The following is a 16,141-nucleotide window of genomic DNA, read 5'->3' as shown; positions in this document are numbered from 1 at the left end:
CTTGAAATCGATATTATTTAAAATCAAAAAAGGAATATTCTAATTTTAAGTTTTCAATATCCTTTTGAAGCTTGTTCAGAAAATCTTGATGTGCTTGTGAATTTGAATTAAACGGTCGGTGTGCTTTTCTAGACTGAATTGAACTAACTTTTTCTAGTGTTTCTAAAGCATCTTTAGATAACCAAACTGTGGTAAATTTTTCCCAAATATAATTCACAGCTGTAGTATTGGGATGCAGCATATCTGATTTATAAAAACGATAATCCCTCAATTCATCCATCATAATTTCATAAGATGGAAAATAATAAAACTGCTCTCTAGGCTCTACAACCTGATGGATTGCAGTTAGTAAATGCGATTTACTTTGGGTATTCTCTACAAAGCCATCTTTAATATGTCTTACTGGTGAAACAGTAAACAAAAACGAAACTTCAGGATTTACACTTTTTATTAAGCTGACGATTGCTTCTAATGATTCCGTAATTTGTTCTACGGAAAGTAATTCTTTTAAAAAATGTTTTTGAGATAATTTATGGCAATTAGCAACTATTTTATCTGATGCTATATGTCTGTAAACCCAACCTGTTCCTAATGTAATTATGACATGAGTTGCACTTTTGAGTTGATCGTATGTTTTATCAATATGATAATTTAATGAATGTAATAAGTCCTCTTTTGAAGCTGTATTTAATTTTGAATGTGCATCCAAGCAACTCCATTGCTCATTATGAAAATATAATTCATTTTTAGAATAATAATCTTTATTAATGGCACGCGTTACTAGATTTTCTATCGCCAAAGGATGAAATAAAATACCGAATGGATTTACAGTATTTTGAAATTTAAAATACTCAAACTTAGCACCTATATTTTCAGAAAAGCATGAACCAAATAAAAGCAATTTAGAGCTGTAATCTATTTGATTATGCTGTGGTGATTTAAGCGGTATTTCTGTTTGTAATTTCATTTAATATAGATTCTTAATCACTATCTGAATGACAAACTTATAGGTAATTTTTTCCTGCCTCCAAAGCAGCTTCAATACCTTGAGGATTCTTTCCGCCAGCTGTTGCGAAGAAAGGCTGTCCTCCTCCTCCTCCTTGAATATGTTTACCTAGTTCTCTAACAATTGTACCAGCATTTAAATCTTTACTTGCCACTAATTCCTTAGAGATATAACAAGATAGAATTGCTTTACCATTATTTTCAGCTCCAAATAAAAGCATCAAATTATCAAACTGACTGCCTAATTCAAAACAAACATCTTTAATTCCTGCAGCATCTAAATCTAACTTCTTAGCCAAAAATTGAATACCATTAATTTCGGTAATTTCATTTTTTAGTTCTGCTTTAATATTTTTTGCTTTGTCTTTTAATAAGCCTTCTATTTGCTTTTTTAAATCTGCATTTTCTTCTTGTAGATTCACTACAGCTTTCACAGGTTCTTTTGCATTGTTAAGCAAACCTTTTATTTCTAAATAAGAAGAATTATTCTCTGAAAAATAATCTCTTACAGCTTTATTAGAAATAGCTTCAATACGTCTAATACCTGAGGCTACTGCACTTTCTGAAGTAATTTTAAAATACCAAATATCAGATGTGTTTTTTACGTGGATTCCTCCACATAACTCAATAGAATTCCCAAATCGTATAGTTCTTACTGTATCTCCATATTTCTCTCCAAATAAAGCCATAGCACCATCTTCAATAGCTTTTTCCATTGGTACGTTTCGACCTTCTTCTAATGGTAGTTTTCCTTCAATTCTTGCATTAACAAAATCTTCTATTTCTTGAAGTTGTTCTGTTGTAACTTTAGAGAAATGAGAAAAATCAAATCGCAAAGCATTAGGTTTCACTAAAGATCCTTTTTGCTCCACATGCTCTCCTAAAATAGTTCGTAATGCTTGGTGTAATAAATGTGTTGCTGTATGGTTACTAGAAGATAATGTTCTATGTTCATCACTTACAACAGCTTTAAAACTCTCATTTAAATGATCTGGTAACTCTTTGGTTAAATGATACACTACATTATTTTCCTTTTTTGTATCTAAAATATAAACTACATCACCATGTTTATCTTCTAAAAAGCCTTTGTCTCCTACTTGGCCACCTCCTTCTGGATAAAATGGTGTTAAGTTAAAGACCAATTGATACATTTCGCCATCTTTTTTTGAGGTAACTTTTCGGTACTTCGCAATTTTTACATTTGCTTCTTCAGTATCATAACCAATAAATTCTTGTACATCATCTTCAAATAAAACCGTCCAATCATCTGTAGAGGTTTCACTAGCAGAACGCGATCTGTCTTTTTGTTTTTGTAATTCAACCTTAAAGCCTTTTTCGTCTAATTTTAAATTCTTTTCAGATAAGATTAGAGCCGTTAAGTCGATAGGAAATCCATAAGTATCATATAACTCAAAAGCCTTTTCACCAGAAACGGTATCGCTTTTAGTTTCTTCGACGATACGATTTAATAATATTAAACCTTGATCTAAGGTTCTTAAAAAAGAAGCTTCCTCTTCTTTTATTACATTTTCAATTAGTGCTTTCTGTAAGCGAATTTCTGGAAAAGCATCTCCCATTTTTTTGCTCAACACATCTACTAATCTGTATATAAATGGTTCCTTCTTATCTAAAAACGTAAATCCGTATCTAATTGCTCTTCGTAAAATTCTTCTAATTACATAACCTGCTCCTGTATTGCTAGGCAATTGCCCATCTGCAATAGAAAATGCTACAGCTCTTACATGATCAGAAATTACACGAATTGCAATATCTGCGTCATCATCCTTACCATACTTTTTGTCTGTAATGGTTTCAATTTCACGTATTATAGGAGTAAATACATCAGTATCATAATTAGATTGTACGTTCTGTAATACCATACAGAGACGTTCAAATCCCATACCTGTATCAATATGCTTATTTGGTAATGGCTCTAAAGATTTATTTGCTTTACGGTTGTATTGCATAAAGACCAAATTCCAAACCTCAACTACATGAGGATGGTCCATGTTCACTAACGATTTGCCGTCTACTTTAGCTTTTTCTTCAGCGGATCGAATATCTACATGAATTTCACTACAAGGTCCACAAGGTCCTTGGTCACCCATTTCCCAGAAATTGTCTTTCTTATTACCTTTTAGTATGCGATCTTCTGCGATATATTGTTTCCAAATATCGTAAGCTTCCGTATCCATATCAAGGTTATCATCGTCATCACTACCTTCAAAAACCGTAACGTATAAAATGTCTTTATCTATACCATAAACTTCTGTCAATAATTCCCAAGCCCAAGCAATAGCTTCTTTTTTAAAATAATCACCAAAACTCCAGTTACCCAACATTTCAAATAACGTGTGATGATATGTATCATAACCTACCTCTTCTAAATCGTTGTGCTTACCAGAGACGCGTAAACATTTTTGCGAATCTGACATTCTATTTTTCTTTGGCTCTGCATTACCTAAAAAGTATTCTTTAAATGGCGCCATTCCTGAGTTTACAAACATCAAAGTTGGATCATCTTTTAAAACCATTGGTGCAGATGGCACAATGAGGTGTTGTTTACTTTCGAAGAAATTTAAAAATTTAGATCGTATGTCTTGAGACTTCATATGCTGAAATTAAAGCTTGTTTTTAATAAATTTACGTAATTGCAAAACATTTTTTTATCTTTGGTCGTTACGCTAATATAAGACGCTTGCTTTGTACACTTATTTGCTGCAAAAATAGTATAAATTCAAACATGGCTAAAGTAAAATATTATTATGATTCTGAAACGCTTTCTTACCGCAAAATAAAGCGGAAGAAAAGAACAACTTTTAAGTATGTTGCTGTATTTTTAACTGCGGCTGCACTTTTTGGATTTTTGTCATTTTTTATAGCTAGTCAATATATTGAGTCGCCAAAAGAGCGACAAATGGCTAGAGAATTGCAAAATATGGAATTGCAATATGAGCTATTAAACAAAAGAACAGATGACGCTTTTGCGGCTTTAGAAAATGTTGAAGAACGCGATAATGCGATCTACAGACTTTATTTTGAAGCCAACCCTATACCTACGGAACAACGAAGAGCAGGATTTGGTGGTATTAACCGCTACAAAAAATATGAAGGTTATAATAACTCTCAGTTAATTTCCGAAAGTTTTAAGCGCTTAGACGTTTTAGAAAAAGCCATTGTTGTGCAATCTAAATCTTTAGATGAAATTGCAAAATTAGCAGAAGATAAAGAGAAATTTTTAGAGGCTATACCAGCAATACAACCCATTAACAATGTGAATTTAACACGTATGGCTTCTGGTTATGGTTATAGAACTGACCCATTTACTAAAGTTAGAAAATTTCATTTTGGAATGGATTTTACGGCACCAAGAGGCACACCAATATATGCTTCTGGAGATGGCGTAATTAAACGAGCAGATAATGGCTCTACAGGTTATGGTAATCACATAAGGATAGATCACGGCTATGGATACATCTCATTGTACGCCCACTTATACAAGTATAACGTAAAGGTTAATCAGCGTGTAAAACGAGGCGATTTAATTGGCTACGTTGGTAGCACTGGCCGATCTGAAGCACCACATTTACATTATGAAGTATTTAAAGATGGTGAACGCATTAACCCAATTAACTTTTACTATGGCAATTTATCTGCAGAAGAATATGATATTTTGCTTAAAAAAGCGTCATTAGAAAACCAATCTCTAGATTAAGATGCACATAGATTTACCAGAAAAACGTTATTATGGCATTGGTGAAGTTGCCAAAGCTTTTAAAGTTAACGCTTCCTTAATTAGATTTTGGGAAAAAGAATTTGACGTTTTAAAGCCGAAAAAAAATGCCAAAGGCAACCGAAAGTTTACACCTGAAGATATTAAAAATCTTAAGTTCATTTATCATTTAGTAAAGGAAAGAGGATTTACGCTTGAAGGTGCAAAAACACATCTAAAAGAAGAAAAAAAGCAAGCTTTAGATAAATTTGAAATTATCGATAAGCTAGAAAGTATAAAAGCACAACTAACTAAAATTAAAACACAACTTTAAAACTAAACTATTATGAAAAAATGGCTAATTCCTGTGATCGTAATTGCTATTCTGGCATTTGGATTTTATTCTTGGGGAAAGAATTTCAATAACACTGCCGTAACACTAAACGAAAATGTAAAGGAATCTTGGGGAAATGTTCAAACTTCTTACCAACGAAGAAATGACCTCATAGGTAATTTAGTAAAAACAGTACAAGGAGCCGCTGATTTTGAAAGAGGCACATTAGAAGCTGTTATAAAAGCAAGATCGGAAGCAACAAAAACAACTATTGATCCCTCAAATATTACACCAGAACAATTACAAGCATTTAACCAAGCACAAGGTGGTTTGAGTAGTGCATTATCGCGTTTACTCGTAACTGTAGAAAAATATCCTGATTTAAAAACCAATCAGAATTTCTTGAAATTGCAAGATGAATTAACAAGTACTGAGAATACGATACAGACTGCAAGAACACGATATAATGAGAAAATAAAACCTTATAACATTCACGTTAATACGTTTCCAAATAGCATTTTAGCAGGTTTTCTTAATTTTGATGAAAAGCCTTATTTTGATGCCGAAGCAGGTGCTGATAAACCAGTTGAAGTAGAATTCGATTTATAATAAAACGTAAAATGTCTAAACTTGAAGATTTTCTTAGTGCTGAAGATGAAGAGAGAATCGTAGAAGCTATACGTAATGCCGAAAAAAATACTTCTGGCGAAATCCGTGTGCATATAGAGAAGCATTGCTCAAAAGATATTTTTGAGCATACTTTAGAAGTTTTTCATTATTTAAAAATGGATAACACTAAACAACAAAACGGCGTACTCATTTATGTTGCTGTAGAAGATAAATCTTTTATGATTTATGGTGACAAAGGTATAAATACTGTTGTGGATGCGGATTTCTGGAATTCTACAAGAGACATAATTACAACTCAATTCAAAAAAGGTAATTTTGTTGGTGGTCTAATTGACGGAATCAATAAGGCTGGAAAAGAATTGTCAACACACTTTCCTTGGTTACATGATGATACTAATGAACTTGAAAATTCAATTTCAAAAAACTAATGCAAAAATTTAGAACTTTAGTATTTTCATTATTCTTGAGCGTATTGGCTGGAGTTTTTTACACTGCCAACGCACAATACAATGTTCCAGAAAAGCCGGATTTTATACCTTCGGTTATTGATAGCACTAAGGTATTAAAACCATACGAATTTTCTGCACTATCTGAAAAGTTACGACGCTATAACGATAGCACCTCTACAGAAATTATAGTTGTAATTATACCAACAACAAAAGGCGAAAACATTGGCTTACTTACTCCAAGATGGGGACAAAAATGGGGAATTGGCCAGGCAGAGGAAGATAATGGCGTTTTTATTTTATTAGCTAGAAAGGATAGAAAAATCTGGATTTCTCCTGGTTATGGTGTTGAGGATAGACTTACTGCTGGTATTGTAGGTGAACTAACTCGTAATATTATAATTCCTGAATTTAAAAGAGAAGATTATTACGGTGGATTAAATAAAGGTACTGATGCTATAATTGATGTGCTTAGTGGTGCATATAAAAATAATAAGCCACAAAGTTCTGGTGGTATTCCAATTGAAGTTATATTTTTCCTTTTTATAATTTTCGTAATTTTTATTATTGCCATATCTAAATCACGTGGTGGCGGAAACGGTGGAAACGGAGGCAATCGAAGTGACAGTAGAAGTATTCTCGAAGCCATAATTTTAAGTAATATGGGTCGCGGAAGTTATTCTAGAGGTTCATCTACAGGTGGCTTTGGAGGTGGTTTTGGCGGAAGTTCTGGAGGAGGAAGTTTTGGAGGCGGCTTTGGAGGTGGAGGCGGCTTCTCAGGTGGAGGCGCTGGTGGAAGCTGGTAAAACACGTACTACTCTAATCAAAGAAAATAATATCTCCATCGCTTGTATTTCCCTTATTACCAAGGCTATTAAACTTATAACTGAGGCTCAACATAAAATACTGACGTAATACTGTACTTTGACTATCCTCAATATAATCTTGAGTAGCTATTCGTCTAGCATTAGTATTTTGATTTAATAAATCGTAAACTTTTACAGTTAGGATTACTTTCTCTTTAAAAATACTATACGCTAAACTTGAATTCCAAAACCAAGCACTTTTTTGAAAACCATCTGCGACATTTGGGTTATAATTGAAATTAATATCATTTCGCCATTCTAAATTTTTAGGTAAAAATGTTGCCGTTCGCAAGCCAGCATTGTGACTTGTAAATTCCCTATCTTCAAAAGATTCTATATCATATGCGTTATTAGTAAAACTAAGCTGATAATATGGTTTTATCTCCATGACCTTATCCCAAAGAAAATCTATACCAAGTCTTGGCGAAATAGTCCTTACTTCACTAGAATATTTTACATCGTTATTAAAGTTAATACGCTTATTAAAATTATAACGCGTTCTAATTGCCAACTTTATGGTTCTTAAAGTATCTATTTTAAAGTCTTTAGTGTAATTGCCTGTTACGCCATAATTATAATTACCATCTACGTTTTCATAGGTGGTTGTTCTTTTTAATGTTTCGGCATCAACAATAGTTTTAGATACGACTTGATTATTACTAATATTAGCATTAAAATTCGCATAAAATCCTGTTCGTTTTTGCCAATCAAATCCATTATAACCTCCATAAAAACTATGTCTATTTGAAGGTTCTAAATTTGGATTTCCTATTACAGTAACCAATGGATTGGAAACATCTTCAAATGCTTGTAATTGTCTTAATCCAGGTGGTCTATTACTTAACCTATAATTTGCGTAGATTGAAGACTTAGGGCTAAACCTATAATTAATTCTGTAATTAGCTTCAATGTTTTCAAATCCTCTTTCTACATTAAATTGTGGTCTTAATAAATCTTCGTTTTTTAAGGTTCTGAAATTGTAGCTCATTTTAAAATAAAGCGATAGCTTCTCTCCTCTATAATTTGCTCCTATGGTTGGTACATTTCTAATATCTGAATATTTAAAATCTGTACTTAAGTCCGTATTAAAATCAGAAAAATCTTGGGTTCCATTGTTAAAATCAAACGTACTCTCCAAATTATTATCTATATCTTTTGCATACTCGTATTCAAAATTTAAAAATAGTTTTTTAGCCAATAAAGCTATTCTATAAGACAGTTCTGCAGACACACCATAACTAAAATTATCGCCTTCTGTAAACTGGTTTCGATCTATTGTTTCTGGGTTACTACCAAATACTTCTGTATTAGAATTTAAAAAATCTTCACTTTCCTGATCATTTATATCAGTTTCTAATTCGAACTTAAAATAAGATCCCTTATTACCTACTCGTTTTGTTGCTGAAAACACATTAGAAAAAGTTTTGGCATAGCTTTCTACAAAGGAATTAACATCAGATTGATTGGTTAACACAAAATCTTCATCTAGAGTTTCTTCGTTATTTAAATACCTTGTTTGTGATTTTGAATAACCAAAAGAAGGTTCAAAACTAATTTGAAAGGTAGAATCTGTTTCAATTTCAAATTCTAAATTCATAGAATGATTATAAGTATCATTATCTGAATTTGAATCTGAATTTGTAAAAAACCTAGAATCTGATAAAATTGTTTCGCGCTGTGTTGAAGATTCATTTTTAGAATTACTAGACGCATAAAAATAATCGGAAGCTATATCTGTGTTTTCTCCGATGACGTCAGCATAATTAACACCAACATTTTGAGATGATGTAATACCTTGTCCTCCACCAAATGATCGACCTCCTAAAGAAAAAGATCCGTTACTATTAAATGAGATTCCGCCTCCACTACCAAACATTTTATGAATTTCTCCGAAACTAAAGCCAGGAGAATTTGTATTGTTTCCGCCTGCAAGTACACTAATTCTCCTATCATTGTTAAATAGATTTACCATACCTGCAAACTCATAACGTTCATCAGTACCAGCACCTGCTGAGACACGACCAAAAACACCTTTATTATTCTCTTCTTTTATAGTAAGATTAATCGTTTTATTTTCTTTATCACCTTCTTCACCTGTAAAAGCCTCTGACTTTGTTTTTGTATCTACAACCTGAATTTTCTCTATAATATCCTTAGTTAAATTCTTGGTTGTAATTGTAGGATCATTACCAAAAAACGGCTTACCATTTACTAATATTTTATTAACAGGTTTACCGTTCACTTTTATATTGCCTGCTTCATCTACCTCAACACCTGGTAACTGTTTTAACAGATCTTCTACATTGGCATCCTTTTTAGTTTTAAATGATTTTACATTAAACTCTAAAGTATCTTTCTTAATCGTTATTGGTGCAGTTGACTTAATTAATACTTCGCCAAGCTGGTTTTCGAGTTTTAATGAAATTGTTTTAAGATCAATTTTCTCTTTATCAATTGCTATTTTTTTAAAATAAGTTCCATAGCCAACATAAGAGATGTAAAAATTTAAAGCAGTATCGTAAGTTGAACTCTCTATTTTAAATTTCCCATCCTTGTCAGAAATTGTGTAAGATACTACAGTACTATCTTTAATACGTTGTAAAAAAACTGTAGCCGATTCTATAGGATTATTAGAGTCTTGAGCCTTTAGTAAGCCTGTAATTTCAAATGATTTTTCTTGTGAAAATGTGAGTAACGAAAATAGAAATGCAAAAACTAAAAATAGTTTCTTCATATTAAATAATTGGTTGATTGATAGATTGTTGATTGATTCTTTAAACGTACTAAAATAAAAAATCGTATGAAAATTATAAGCTAATTATTTCAATCTATCTTTTTAGAGAAAAATGACCCGAGTTAACTCTTCCATCTAACAATTCAGCTACAAACCAATAATCATCGGTTGCCATTAACTTTCCATTATAAAAACCATCCCAAAACGGATTATTTGAATTCAACACCGTAATTAATTTACCATAGCGATTAAATATAGTAACACTTTCTATAACATTATCCTCTAGAGAAACACCTTTTATTTGCCATACATCATTTATAGTGTCTCCATTTGGTGTGAAAAACTTAGGAAATCCTAAAACAGAAATTTCTGCAGATACAATACCGCAATCAGCTTTAATATCTTTTACAAAAACGTCATGTAAACCTGATGGTACATTTTCAAAAATAGGAGATGTTTGATAAATGCCATTCGCGCTATCTAACGAATATAAATATTCTCCTTCGCCTGAAACTAAAACAGTAATGGTATTGTTTTCTGATAAATCAATTACCTCTATACTTTCTACCTCAGCAGTACTTGCTGGTAATACAGTAATTACTCTTTCATTTGTGCAACCTAATGGTTTTGTCACTTCTACAGAGTATGTTCCAGGTTCATTGACTTCAATAGACATTGTTGTTTCTCCTGTTGACCAATTGTAATAATAATTATTTGGAATATCTTCAGCAATGCCTCCATTAAGCCTTATTGTTTCAGGATAACTATCGGTACAATAATATACAATGTTGTCTTCCTCCAAAATTGGAAGACTTTCTACAACTAAATTAATTTTTGCTATACTATAGCAACTTCCGTTTTGTTCTAATCTTGCATATACTGTTTGGTTATATACCTCAATATTTGTGTAGTTACTTGCTATTTCATTCTCTTCAACTAAAGCATCATTATAAGTTTCATAGTATCCTAAGATTGAAATATCAGAAGCTTCATTGTTTAAAATTTGCGCATTTGCTAAACTCAAATCAAAGTTTACTAAACCAGTTTCGTTAATGTTATCGCACTCACTTAAAGCAGCCATATTTGCTATCGTTGCATTAACAGACAGTGTCACTTCGGCAATACTACTGCATCCTGTTGTGGTATCTGTTGCCAATGCATACACAATTTGATTATTAGCCAAGTTAGTATAGGATTGGTCATCTATTGAATTAAACAAGTCAATTGAATCATAAAAATCTACTTCAATATTTACTAAACTACCAGAGACAATAACATCATTATAATCGCTTAACTTAAAGTTTGAAATTCCATCCATGACATCATCCTCACATTGAGTAATAACCACATCTGAAACTTCTGGATTCGTAAAAATTGTCACCGTATAAGGTACTCTGGTGTTAGTTGCACAATCTTGAACAGCTGGCAATAACCAAAATGTAGTGGTCGCATTTAGATTAACATCATATTCTAATCCAGAATTAATTGGCACTGTTGCATTTTCATTTTCGAACCACCAAACATCATCGGTTGACGTTTCTACAGTTAAATTATAAAAACCTTCACCACAGTATGAAACCGGATTGCTCGTAACTCTTGGCATTATTAAAGTACTGCTCGCAGATAAATTAATCTCAGGTTCATTTGGCAATCCACCAAATTCTACAATATAACCTTTGGGATGATATGGACTACCAGGATTAATATCTCCTTCATTTCCGAGATCGTTCCAAGATCCCGAAACACCAATTGATGGATCTGTGATATGCGCATAATTTTCATCATTAAAGTCGTTTGGCTCATTGGTATTCCAAAATGCAAACATATCATTAGGTGCAAATCCATTAGATACACCTTGCCAAAAAACTTGACCAGCTTCTGGTCCTGTCATCCATTTCCAAACACCTTCAGTTTCTTCATCAGAACCACCTATCCATCCTGTACCAGCACTTTGTGCACCAGTCAATTGAGATTCTTCTTCTGTTGTAATTGTTGCTAAATATCCTTGTAATCCAAAATAATCTTGAGCAGCAGCTGCGTCTCTCGCTTCTGTCCAAGTTATACTTGTAGCTTCAACATAAAAATAATAATGACCTGTACTTGGTAAGTAATTAGCATTCCCTAAGTTGATTGAAAATTGCCTGTTCTGAGTAAAAATCGTTTGACTTGTTTGAAACATTACATTTTCAATAGCTGCAGAAAATTCTTCAAACGTAGCAGGACCAATAAGCGATAAACGGCCTTGCGCAATATCCCAACCAGAGGTAATATTTGAATGACTACCAAATAATTCTAAAACATCTTGTCCCAATTCATAGCCTTCTGAAATCTGAATAAAAACCTGTGATAACGTTGTATCTTCTGGGTTTTGATCGGTAATAACCGCAGAACTAACAATTGGAACAGATACATTAGCGCAATACGTTTGACCACCTGTTATACTTATTTCTGGAGGTACATTTTGCGAATACCCACAATAACTTAGAAATAATATAATAGTGTAGACCAACTTTATTTTCATGTGAAATTATTTTTTTCGCATGTAAACACTCACTGGCACACCATTAAAATCAAACTGATCACGCAATTTATTTTCTAAAAAACGCTTGTAAGGTTCTTTCACATACTGTGGCAAATTACAGAAAAATGCAAATTGCGGTTGTGGTGTTGGCAACTGCATTATATATTTAATTTTTACAAATTTACCTTTATAAGCTGGTGGTGGTTGATGCTCAATAATTGGTAATAATGTTTCGTTTAGCACACTCGTTTTAATACGTTTTGCTCTATTTTGGTAAACTTCAACAGCCGTTTCAATAGCTTTAAATATACGTTGCTTATTCAATACTGATATAAAAACAATAGGCACATCTGTAAAAGGTGCTATTTCATTTCTAATATGCTTCTCAAATTCTTTAGCTGTTTTTGTAGATTTCTCAACTAAATCCCATTTATTGATAAGTATTACAATTCCTTTTCTATTGCGTTCAGCCAACCAAAAGATATTTTGTACTTGCCCATCAAAACCACGAGTAGCATCAACTACGACTAAACAAACATCACAATGTTCAATAGCTCTTACACTTCGCATTACAGAGTAAAATTCTAAATCTTCTTTTACTTTAGATTTACGTCTTATTCCTGCTGTATCTACTAAGTTAAACTCAAAACCAAATCGGTTATATTTAGTATCAATAGCATCTCTTGTGGTACCAGCAATATCAGTAACGATATAACGGTCTTCACCAATTAGTGCATTTATAAAAGAAGATTTACCTGCATTTGGTCTGCCAACAACGGCAAAGCGTGGCAATTCATCTTCCTCAACCTCTTCTTTTTCTGGTAAAGCCTTAACTAAAGCGTCTAGCAAATCTCCTGTTCCACTTCCATTAATACTTGCTATCGCAAAATACTCACCTAAACCAAGTGAATAAAACTCAACAGCATCTTCTAATCGTTTGTTGTTATCTACTTTATTGACCACCAGAAAGACTGGCTTTTTTATTTTTCTTAAAAGTTGAGCAACATCTTCATCCATGCCTGTAACACCTGTCTCAACATCTACCATAAAAATAATAGCATCTGCTTCTTCAATAGCCAACTCTACTTGCTTATCAATTTCTGCTTCAAATATATCATCACTACCAACAACATATCCACCAGTATCAATTAGAGAAAATTCTTTTCCGTTCCAATCTGTTTTTCCGTAATGTCTATCTCTAGTTACACCACTAACGGCATCAACTATAGCCTCACGTCTTTTGATAAGACGATTAAAAAAGGTTGACTTACCAACATTAGGACGACCAACTACAGCTACTATACTACTCATTATTTATTATTTAAGACGACAAAGATAGTACATAAGCATTACTAATTGTTAACTATTAGAGGTCTTTTAACTAGACAGAATTAAAAACAAAATATCAATCTAAATAAATGAGATAATTACAGAAAAAATATTGTTAATATCCTGTTGATAACAAGTCTTAAATAAAACTATAACACTTATATTTTTAGTAATTTTAATGTTTGTATATATAATGGTTTTTTTTATCATCAAACGTAAGGCAATTACTGCTTAAATCGCTCAAGAGTTCGCCCCTTTTCTTGAATACTTATCACGATGAAAACCAAGCCAAATTGCACTTGTTTACTTGATTCAAGTGCTATTAAGTAATTAAAATTCAAATAAGAATGGGGAAATATTTTATGGTGATCATAGTTTTGATTTTAGGATCTAAACTGGCAACTGCTCAACAAGATAATATTGTCCATTCGATACAAAAAGGAGAAAGTGTTTATCAGATTTCAAGACAATATGGAGTAAGCGTTAATGCTATTTTTGATCTTAATCCTGGTTCTAGAGACGTAATTTATGCTGGTAGAACATTACTAATTCCTAATTCTTCAACTAATAACACGACCTCAACAAATACTGAAGTTACTGCAAATGGTATTTCTAATTACGAAGTACAACGAGGAGAAACTAAATCTGGACTTTCAAGGAGATTTGGTGTAAGCATAGCCATGTTAGAGCAACAGAATCCTCATATCGTTAGGATGCTGCAAGCAGGACACATTATAAATGTTGATAATACAATTGCAGAGCAAGCACCAAAGGCTGGCCCTGGAGAACACATTGTCGTTAAAGGAGAAACTTTATGGGGAATTGCCAGAAACAATGGTATAAGTGTAGCACAATTAGAAGCGGCAAACTCTAGTCAACTTTCAGAGTTTTTGCAAATAGGACAAACACTTATCATACCTGACCAAAATTCCGTTATAACTAATGACGGAGAATATTTAGTACAAAAAGGAGACACTAAATTTGAGTTAGCAAGACGTTTCAATATGACGATTGCTGAGCTCGAAGAAAACAATCCACATATTGTAGACATGTTAATGGCAGGTCATCGCATAGACACCAACAAGCCAAACAGTATAACTAGTATTGATACCGAATCTAATACAACAGAAACAAATACTGTAACCGAAACGAACATTAGTAATACAGAAGGTGATTACATTGATTACACTATTCAACCTCAGGAAACACTTTATGGTTTATCTAGGAAGGCTGGCATGTCTATGGAAGACCTTATGACATTAAACCCTAGCTTGAGAGATGCTGTTAACAAAGGTGACATTATCAAAATGCCTAGAAACCCGAATCAGAACACGCAATCTACTGCTGTTAATTTAGATAATACTACCAATGAAATTCTTGTAAATACGAGTAATAGAAATGCGCAATTATTTTCAAATTTAAATACTGAAACCACAACAGGTTTATATTTTTACACACCGTTTTCTAGCCAAGAGCTTAGTTCTCCTGAGGAAAGACAAAACATGGTTAACGCAGATCCTGACCAACAATTTTACATTGATTTTTTCCAAGGTGCTCAAATTGCTATTGATTCTGCTAAAGCTCTAAATTTAGATTTTGATGTTACTTTAATTAAGAAAAACATAGCCAAAACAAAACTTGACATCAATAGTACACACCAAAAAAATGTACTTCTTGTTCCTTTTTTAGACAATCCATCACATTTTCCTAAAATTAATTCTAATGAAGATGTCGCTGTAGTTGATATAGAATCTAATTTAGTTGCTAATGATAGTAGCCAAATCTACAAAACAATACCTAGTGATGAGTTTCAAAAAATTAAAACTTTAAATTATTTAGCATTGCAAAATGCTAGAGTAATTGTAGTAAGTGAAGAGGAGGAATCTAAGAATAAAGTGTTAGTACAAAGTATTATTCCTAACGCAAAATTTTTAAAAGTTGATAATTCAGGAAATTTTAGTCCTAATGTATTAGAAAATGCTTTAAGTACTAATAAGCTAAATTATGTAATATTAGATAGTGATAAAACCAGTGTGTTTCTAAATTCAACTACTGCATTAATGAGCAAATTATCGAATTATAATATTGAACTAGCCTTATTAGAATCTGCTTTAATACCAAAACAAGGCCAAGTTTCCGATATGAGATTTCGTGTTTTAAAACTTATCTTCCCTTCTGTTTTAGACCCTCAAAACAAAAAAGATATCAAGGATTTTAAACGTAGTTATAAGGATGTATTCGAAATAGCACCATCGAGACATGCTATATTAGGGTTTGATATTACATTGGATATTTTACTGAGATTAGCGCAAAATACTTCATTTGAAGAAACTGCTAATAATATCGTAACAGAACACCCTCACTTAAGGTTTGAATACAAAAAATCTAATGCCTCAAATTATTCTAATTCAGGTCTTCATTTGTTACAATACAATTCAAATGAAGGATTAATAGAAGTAGATTAACACTTTTAACCAAAGAAATAAAAAAATACTTTAAAACTGTCATATTTTAATTTTGCTATGTAAACGCTATTTACATATATTTGTTTCCCCCTTAATCTT

Annotated in this window: 11 protein-coding genes; 6 read left to right on the top strand and 5 right to left on the bottom strand. The window is 32.4% G+C overall.

Going from position 1 to position 16,141, the window contains the following annotated elements; genetic code table 11:
• Nucleotides 1-13: 13 nt before the first annotated feature.
• Together Q0891_RS16395 and alaS are read right to left on the bottom strand one after the other, a co-directional pair.
• Complete coding sequence (locus tag Q0891_RS16395; RefSeq protein WP_299103415.1) at nucleotides 14-967, bottom strand: GSCFA domain-containing protein; 954 nt, start codon at nucleotides 965-967, stop codon at nucleotides 14-16.
• Nucleotides 968-1,004: 37 nt separating this feature from the next.
• Entirely contained in the window at nucleotides 1,005-3,617 is a 2,613-nt protein-coding gene (gene alaS / locus Q0891_RS16390) for an alanine--tRNA ligase (protein ID WP_299103414.1), read from the bottom strand.
• A 131-nt stretch (nucleotides 3,618-3,748) separates the two neighbouring features.
• Between alaS and Q0891_RS16385 the strand changes: the two genes are divergently transcribed.
• The 5 genes from Q0891_RS16385 to Q0891_RS16365 are packed head-to-tail and all read left to right on the top strand — an operon-like array spanning nucleotide 3,749 to nucleotide 6,933.
• Nucleotides 3,749-4,720: a M23 family metallopeptidase gene (locus tag Q0891_RS16385; protein ID WP_299103413.1), complete on the top strand. Its 972-nt coding sequence runs from the start codon at nucleotides 3,749-3,751 to the stop codon at nucleotides 4,718-4,720.
• Between the two features lies 1 nt (nucleotide 4,721).
• Nucleotides 4,722-5,051, top strand: a complete 330-nt coding sequence (locus Q0891_RS16380) for a MerR family transcriptional regulator (protein WP_299103412.1) — start codon at nucleotides 4,722-4,724, stop codon at nucleotides 5,049-5,051.
• Between the two features lie 12 nt (nucleotides 5,052-5,063).
• On the top strand, nucleotides 5,064-5,660 hold the full coding sequence (locus Q0891_RS16375) for a LemA family protein (RefSeq protein ID WP_299103411.1): 597 nt from the start codon (nucleotides 5,064-5,066) through the stop codon (nucleotides 5,658-5,660).
• An 11-nt stretch (nucleotides 5,661-5,671) separates the two neighbouring features.
• Nucleotides 5,672-6,109: a TPM domain-containing protein gene (locus Q0891_RS16370; protein WP_299103409.1), complete on the top strand. Its 438-nt coding sequence runs from the start codon at nucleotides 5,672-5,674 to the stop codon at nucleotides 6,107-6,109.
• A complete protein-coding gene (locus Q0891_RS16365) occupies nucleotides 6,109-6,933 on the top strand; it encodes a YgcG family protein (protein WP_299103408.1) in 825 nt (274 codons plus the stop codon). Before Q0891_RS16370 ends, Q0891_RS16365 begins: the two co-directional genes overlap by 1 nt.
• A gap of 13 nt (nucleotides 6,934-6,946) precedes the next feature.
• Here Q0891_RS16365 and Q0891_RS16360 read toward each other — a convergent pair whose 3' ends face one another.
• The 3 genes from Q0891_RS16360 to der form a co-directional block, all read right to left on the bottom strand.
• Nucleotides 6,947-9,727, bottom strand: a complete 2,781-nt coding sequence (locus Q0891_RS16360; RefSeq protein WP_299103407.1) for an outer membrane beta-barrel protein — start codon at nucleotides 9,725-9,727, stop codon at nucleotides 6,947-6,949.
• 94 nt (nucleotides 9,728-9,821) lie between these two features.
• Nucleotides 9,822-12,248: a T9SS type B sorting domain-containing protein gene (locus Q0891_RS16355; RefSeq protein WP_299103406.1), complete on the bottom strand. Its 2,427-nt coding sequence runs from the start codon at nucleotides 12,246-12,248 to the stop codon at nucleotides 9,822-9,824.
• A gap of 6 nt (nucleotides 12,249-12,254) precedes the next feature.
• Entirely contained in the window at nucleotides 12,255-13,559 is a 1,305-nt protein-coding gene (der, locus tag Q0891_RS16350; protein WP_299103405.1) for a ribosome biogenesis GTPase Der, read from the bottom strand.
• A 365-nt stretch (nucleotides 13,560-13,924) separates the two neighbouring features.
• Between der and Q0891_RS16345 the strand changes: the two genes are divergently transcribed.
• Nucleotides 13,925-16,042 (top strand): LysM peptidoglycan-binding domain-containing protein, encoded by a 2,118-nt coding sequence (locus Q0891_RS16345; RefSeq protein WP_299103404.1) that lies wholly within the window; start codon nucleotides 13,925-13,927, stop codon nucleotides 16,040-16,042.
• Nucleotides 16,043-16,141 lie beyond the last annotated feature (99 nt).

The organism is uncultured Winogradskyella sp., from assembly GCF_947498005.1.
GTDB lineage: Bacteria > Bacteroidota > Bacteroidia > Flavobacteriales > Flavobacteriaceae > Winogradskyella.
Note: the sequence above shows the minus strand (reverse complement) of the source record. Positions and strands in the feature narration are given on the sequence as shown.

Bases quoted from the DNA above. Each gene is read 5' to 3' on its own strand.
- Q0891_RS16395 (WP_299103415.1), bottom strand. From the start codon at position 967: ATGAAATTACAAACAGAAATACCGCTTAAATCACCACAGCATAATCAA.
- alaS (WP_299103414.1), bottom strand. From the start codon at position 3,617: ATGAAGTCTCAAGACATACGATCTAAATTTTTAAATTTCTTCGAAAGT.
- Q0891_RS16385 (WP_299103413.1), top strand. From the start codon at position 3,749: ATGGCTAAAGTAAAATATTATTATGATTCTGAAACGCTTTCTTACCGC.
- Q0891_RS16380 (WP_299103412.1), top strand. From the start codon at position 4,722: ATGCACATAGATTTACCAGAAAAACGTTATTATGGCATTGGTGAAGTT.
- Q0891_RS16375 (WP_299103411.1), top strand. From the start codon at position 5,064: ATGAAAAAATGGCTAATTCCTGTGATCGTAATTGCTATTCTGGCATTT.
- Q0891_RS16370 (WP_299103409.1), top strand. From the start codon at position 5,672: ATGTCTAAACTTGAAGATTTTCTTAGTGCTGAAGATGAAGAGAGAATC.
- Q0891_RS16365 (WP_299103408.1), top strand. From the start codon at position 6,109: ATGCAAAAATTTAGAACTTTAGTATTTTCATTATTCTTGAGCGTATTG.
- Q0891_RS16360 (WP_299103407.1), bottom strand. From the start codon at position 9,727: ATGAAGAAACTATTTTTAGTTTTTGCATTTCTATTTTCGTTACTCACA.
- Q0891_RS16355 (WP_299103406.1), bottom strand. From the start codon at position 12,248: ATGAAAATAAAGTTGGTCTACACTATTATATTATTTCTAAGTTATTGT.
- der (WP_299103405.1), bottom strand. From the start codon at position 13,559: ATGAGTAGTATAGTAGCTGTAGTTGGTCGTCCTAATGTTGGTAAGTCA.
- Q0891_RS16345 (WP_299103404.1), top strand. From the start codon at position 13,925: ATGGGGAAATATTTTATGGTGATCATAGTTTTGATTTTAGGATCTAAA.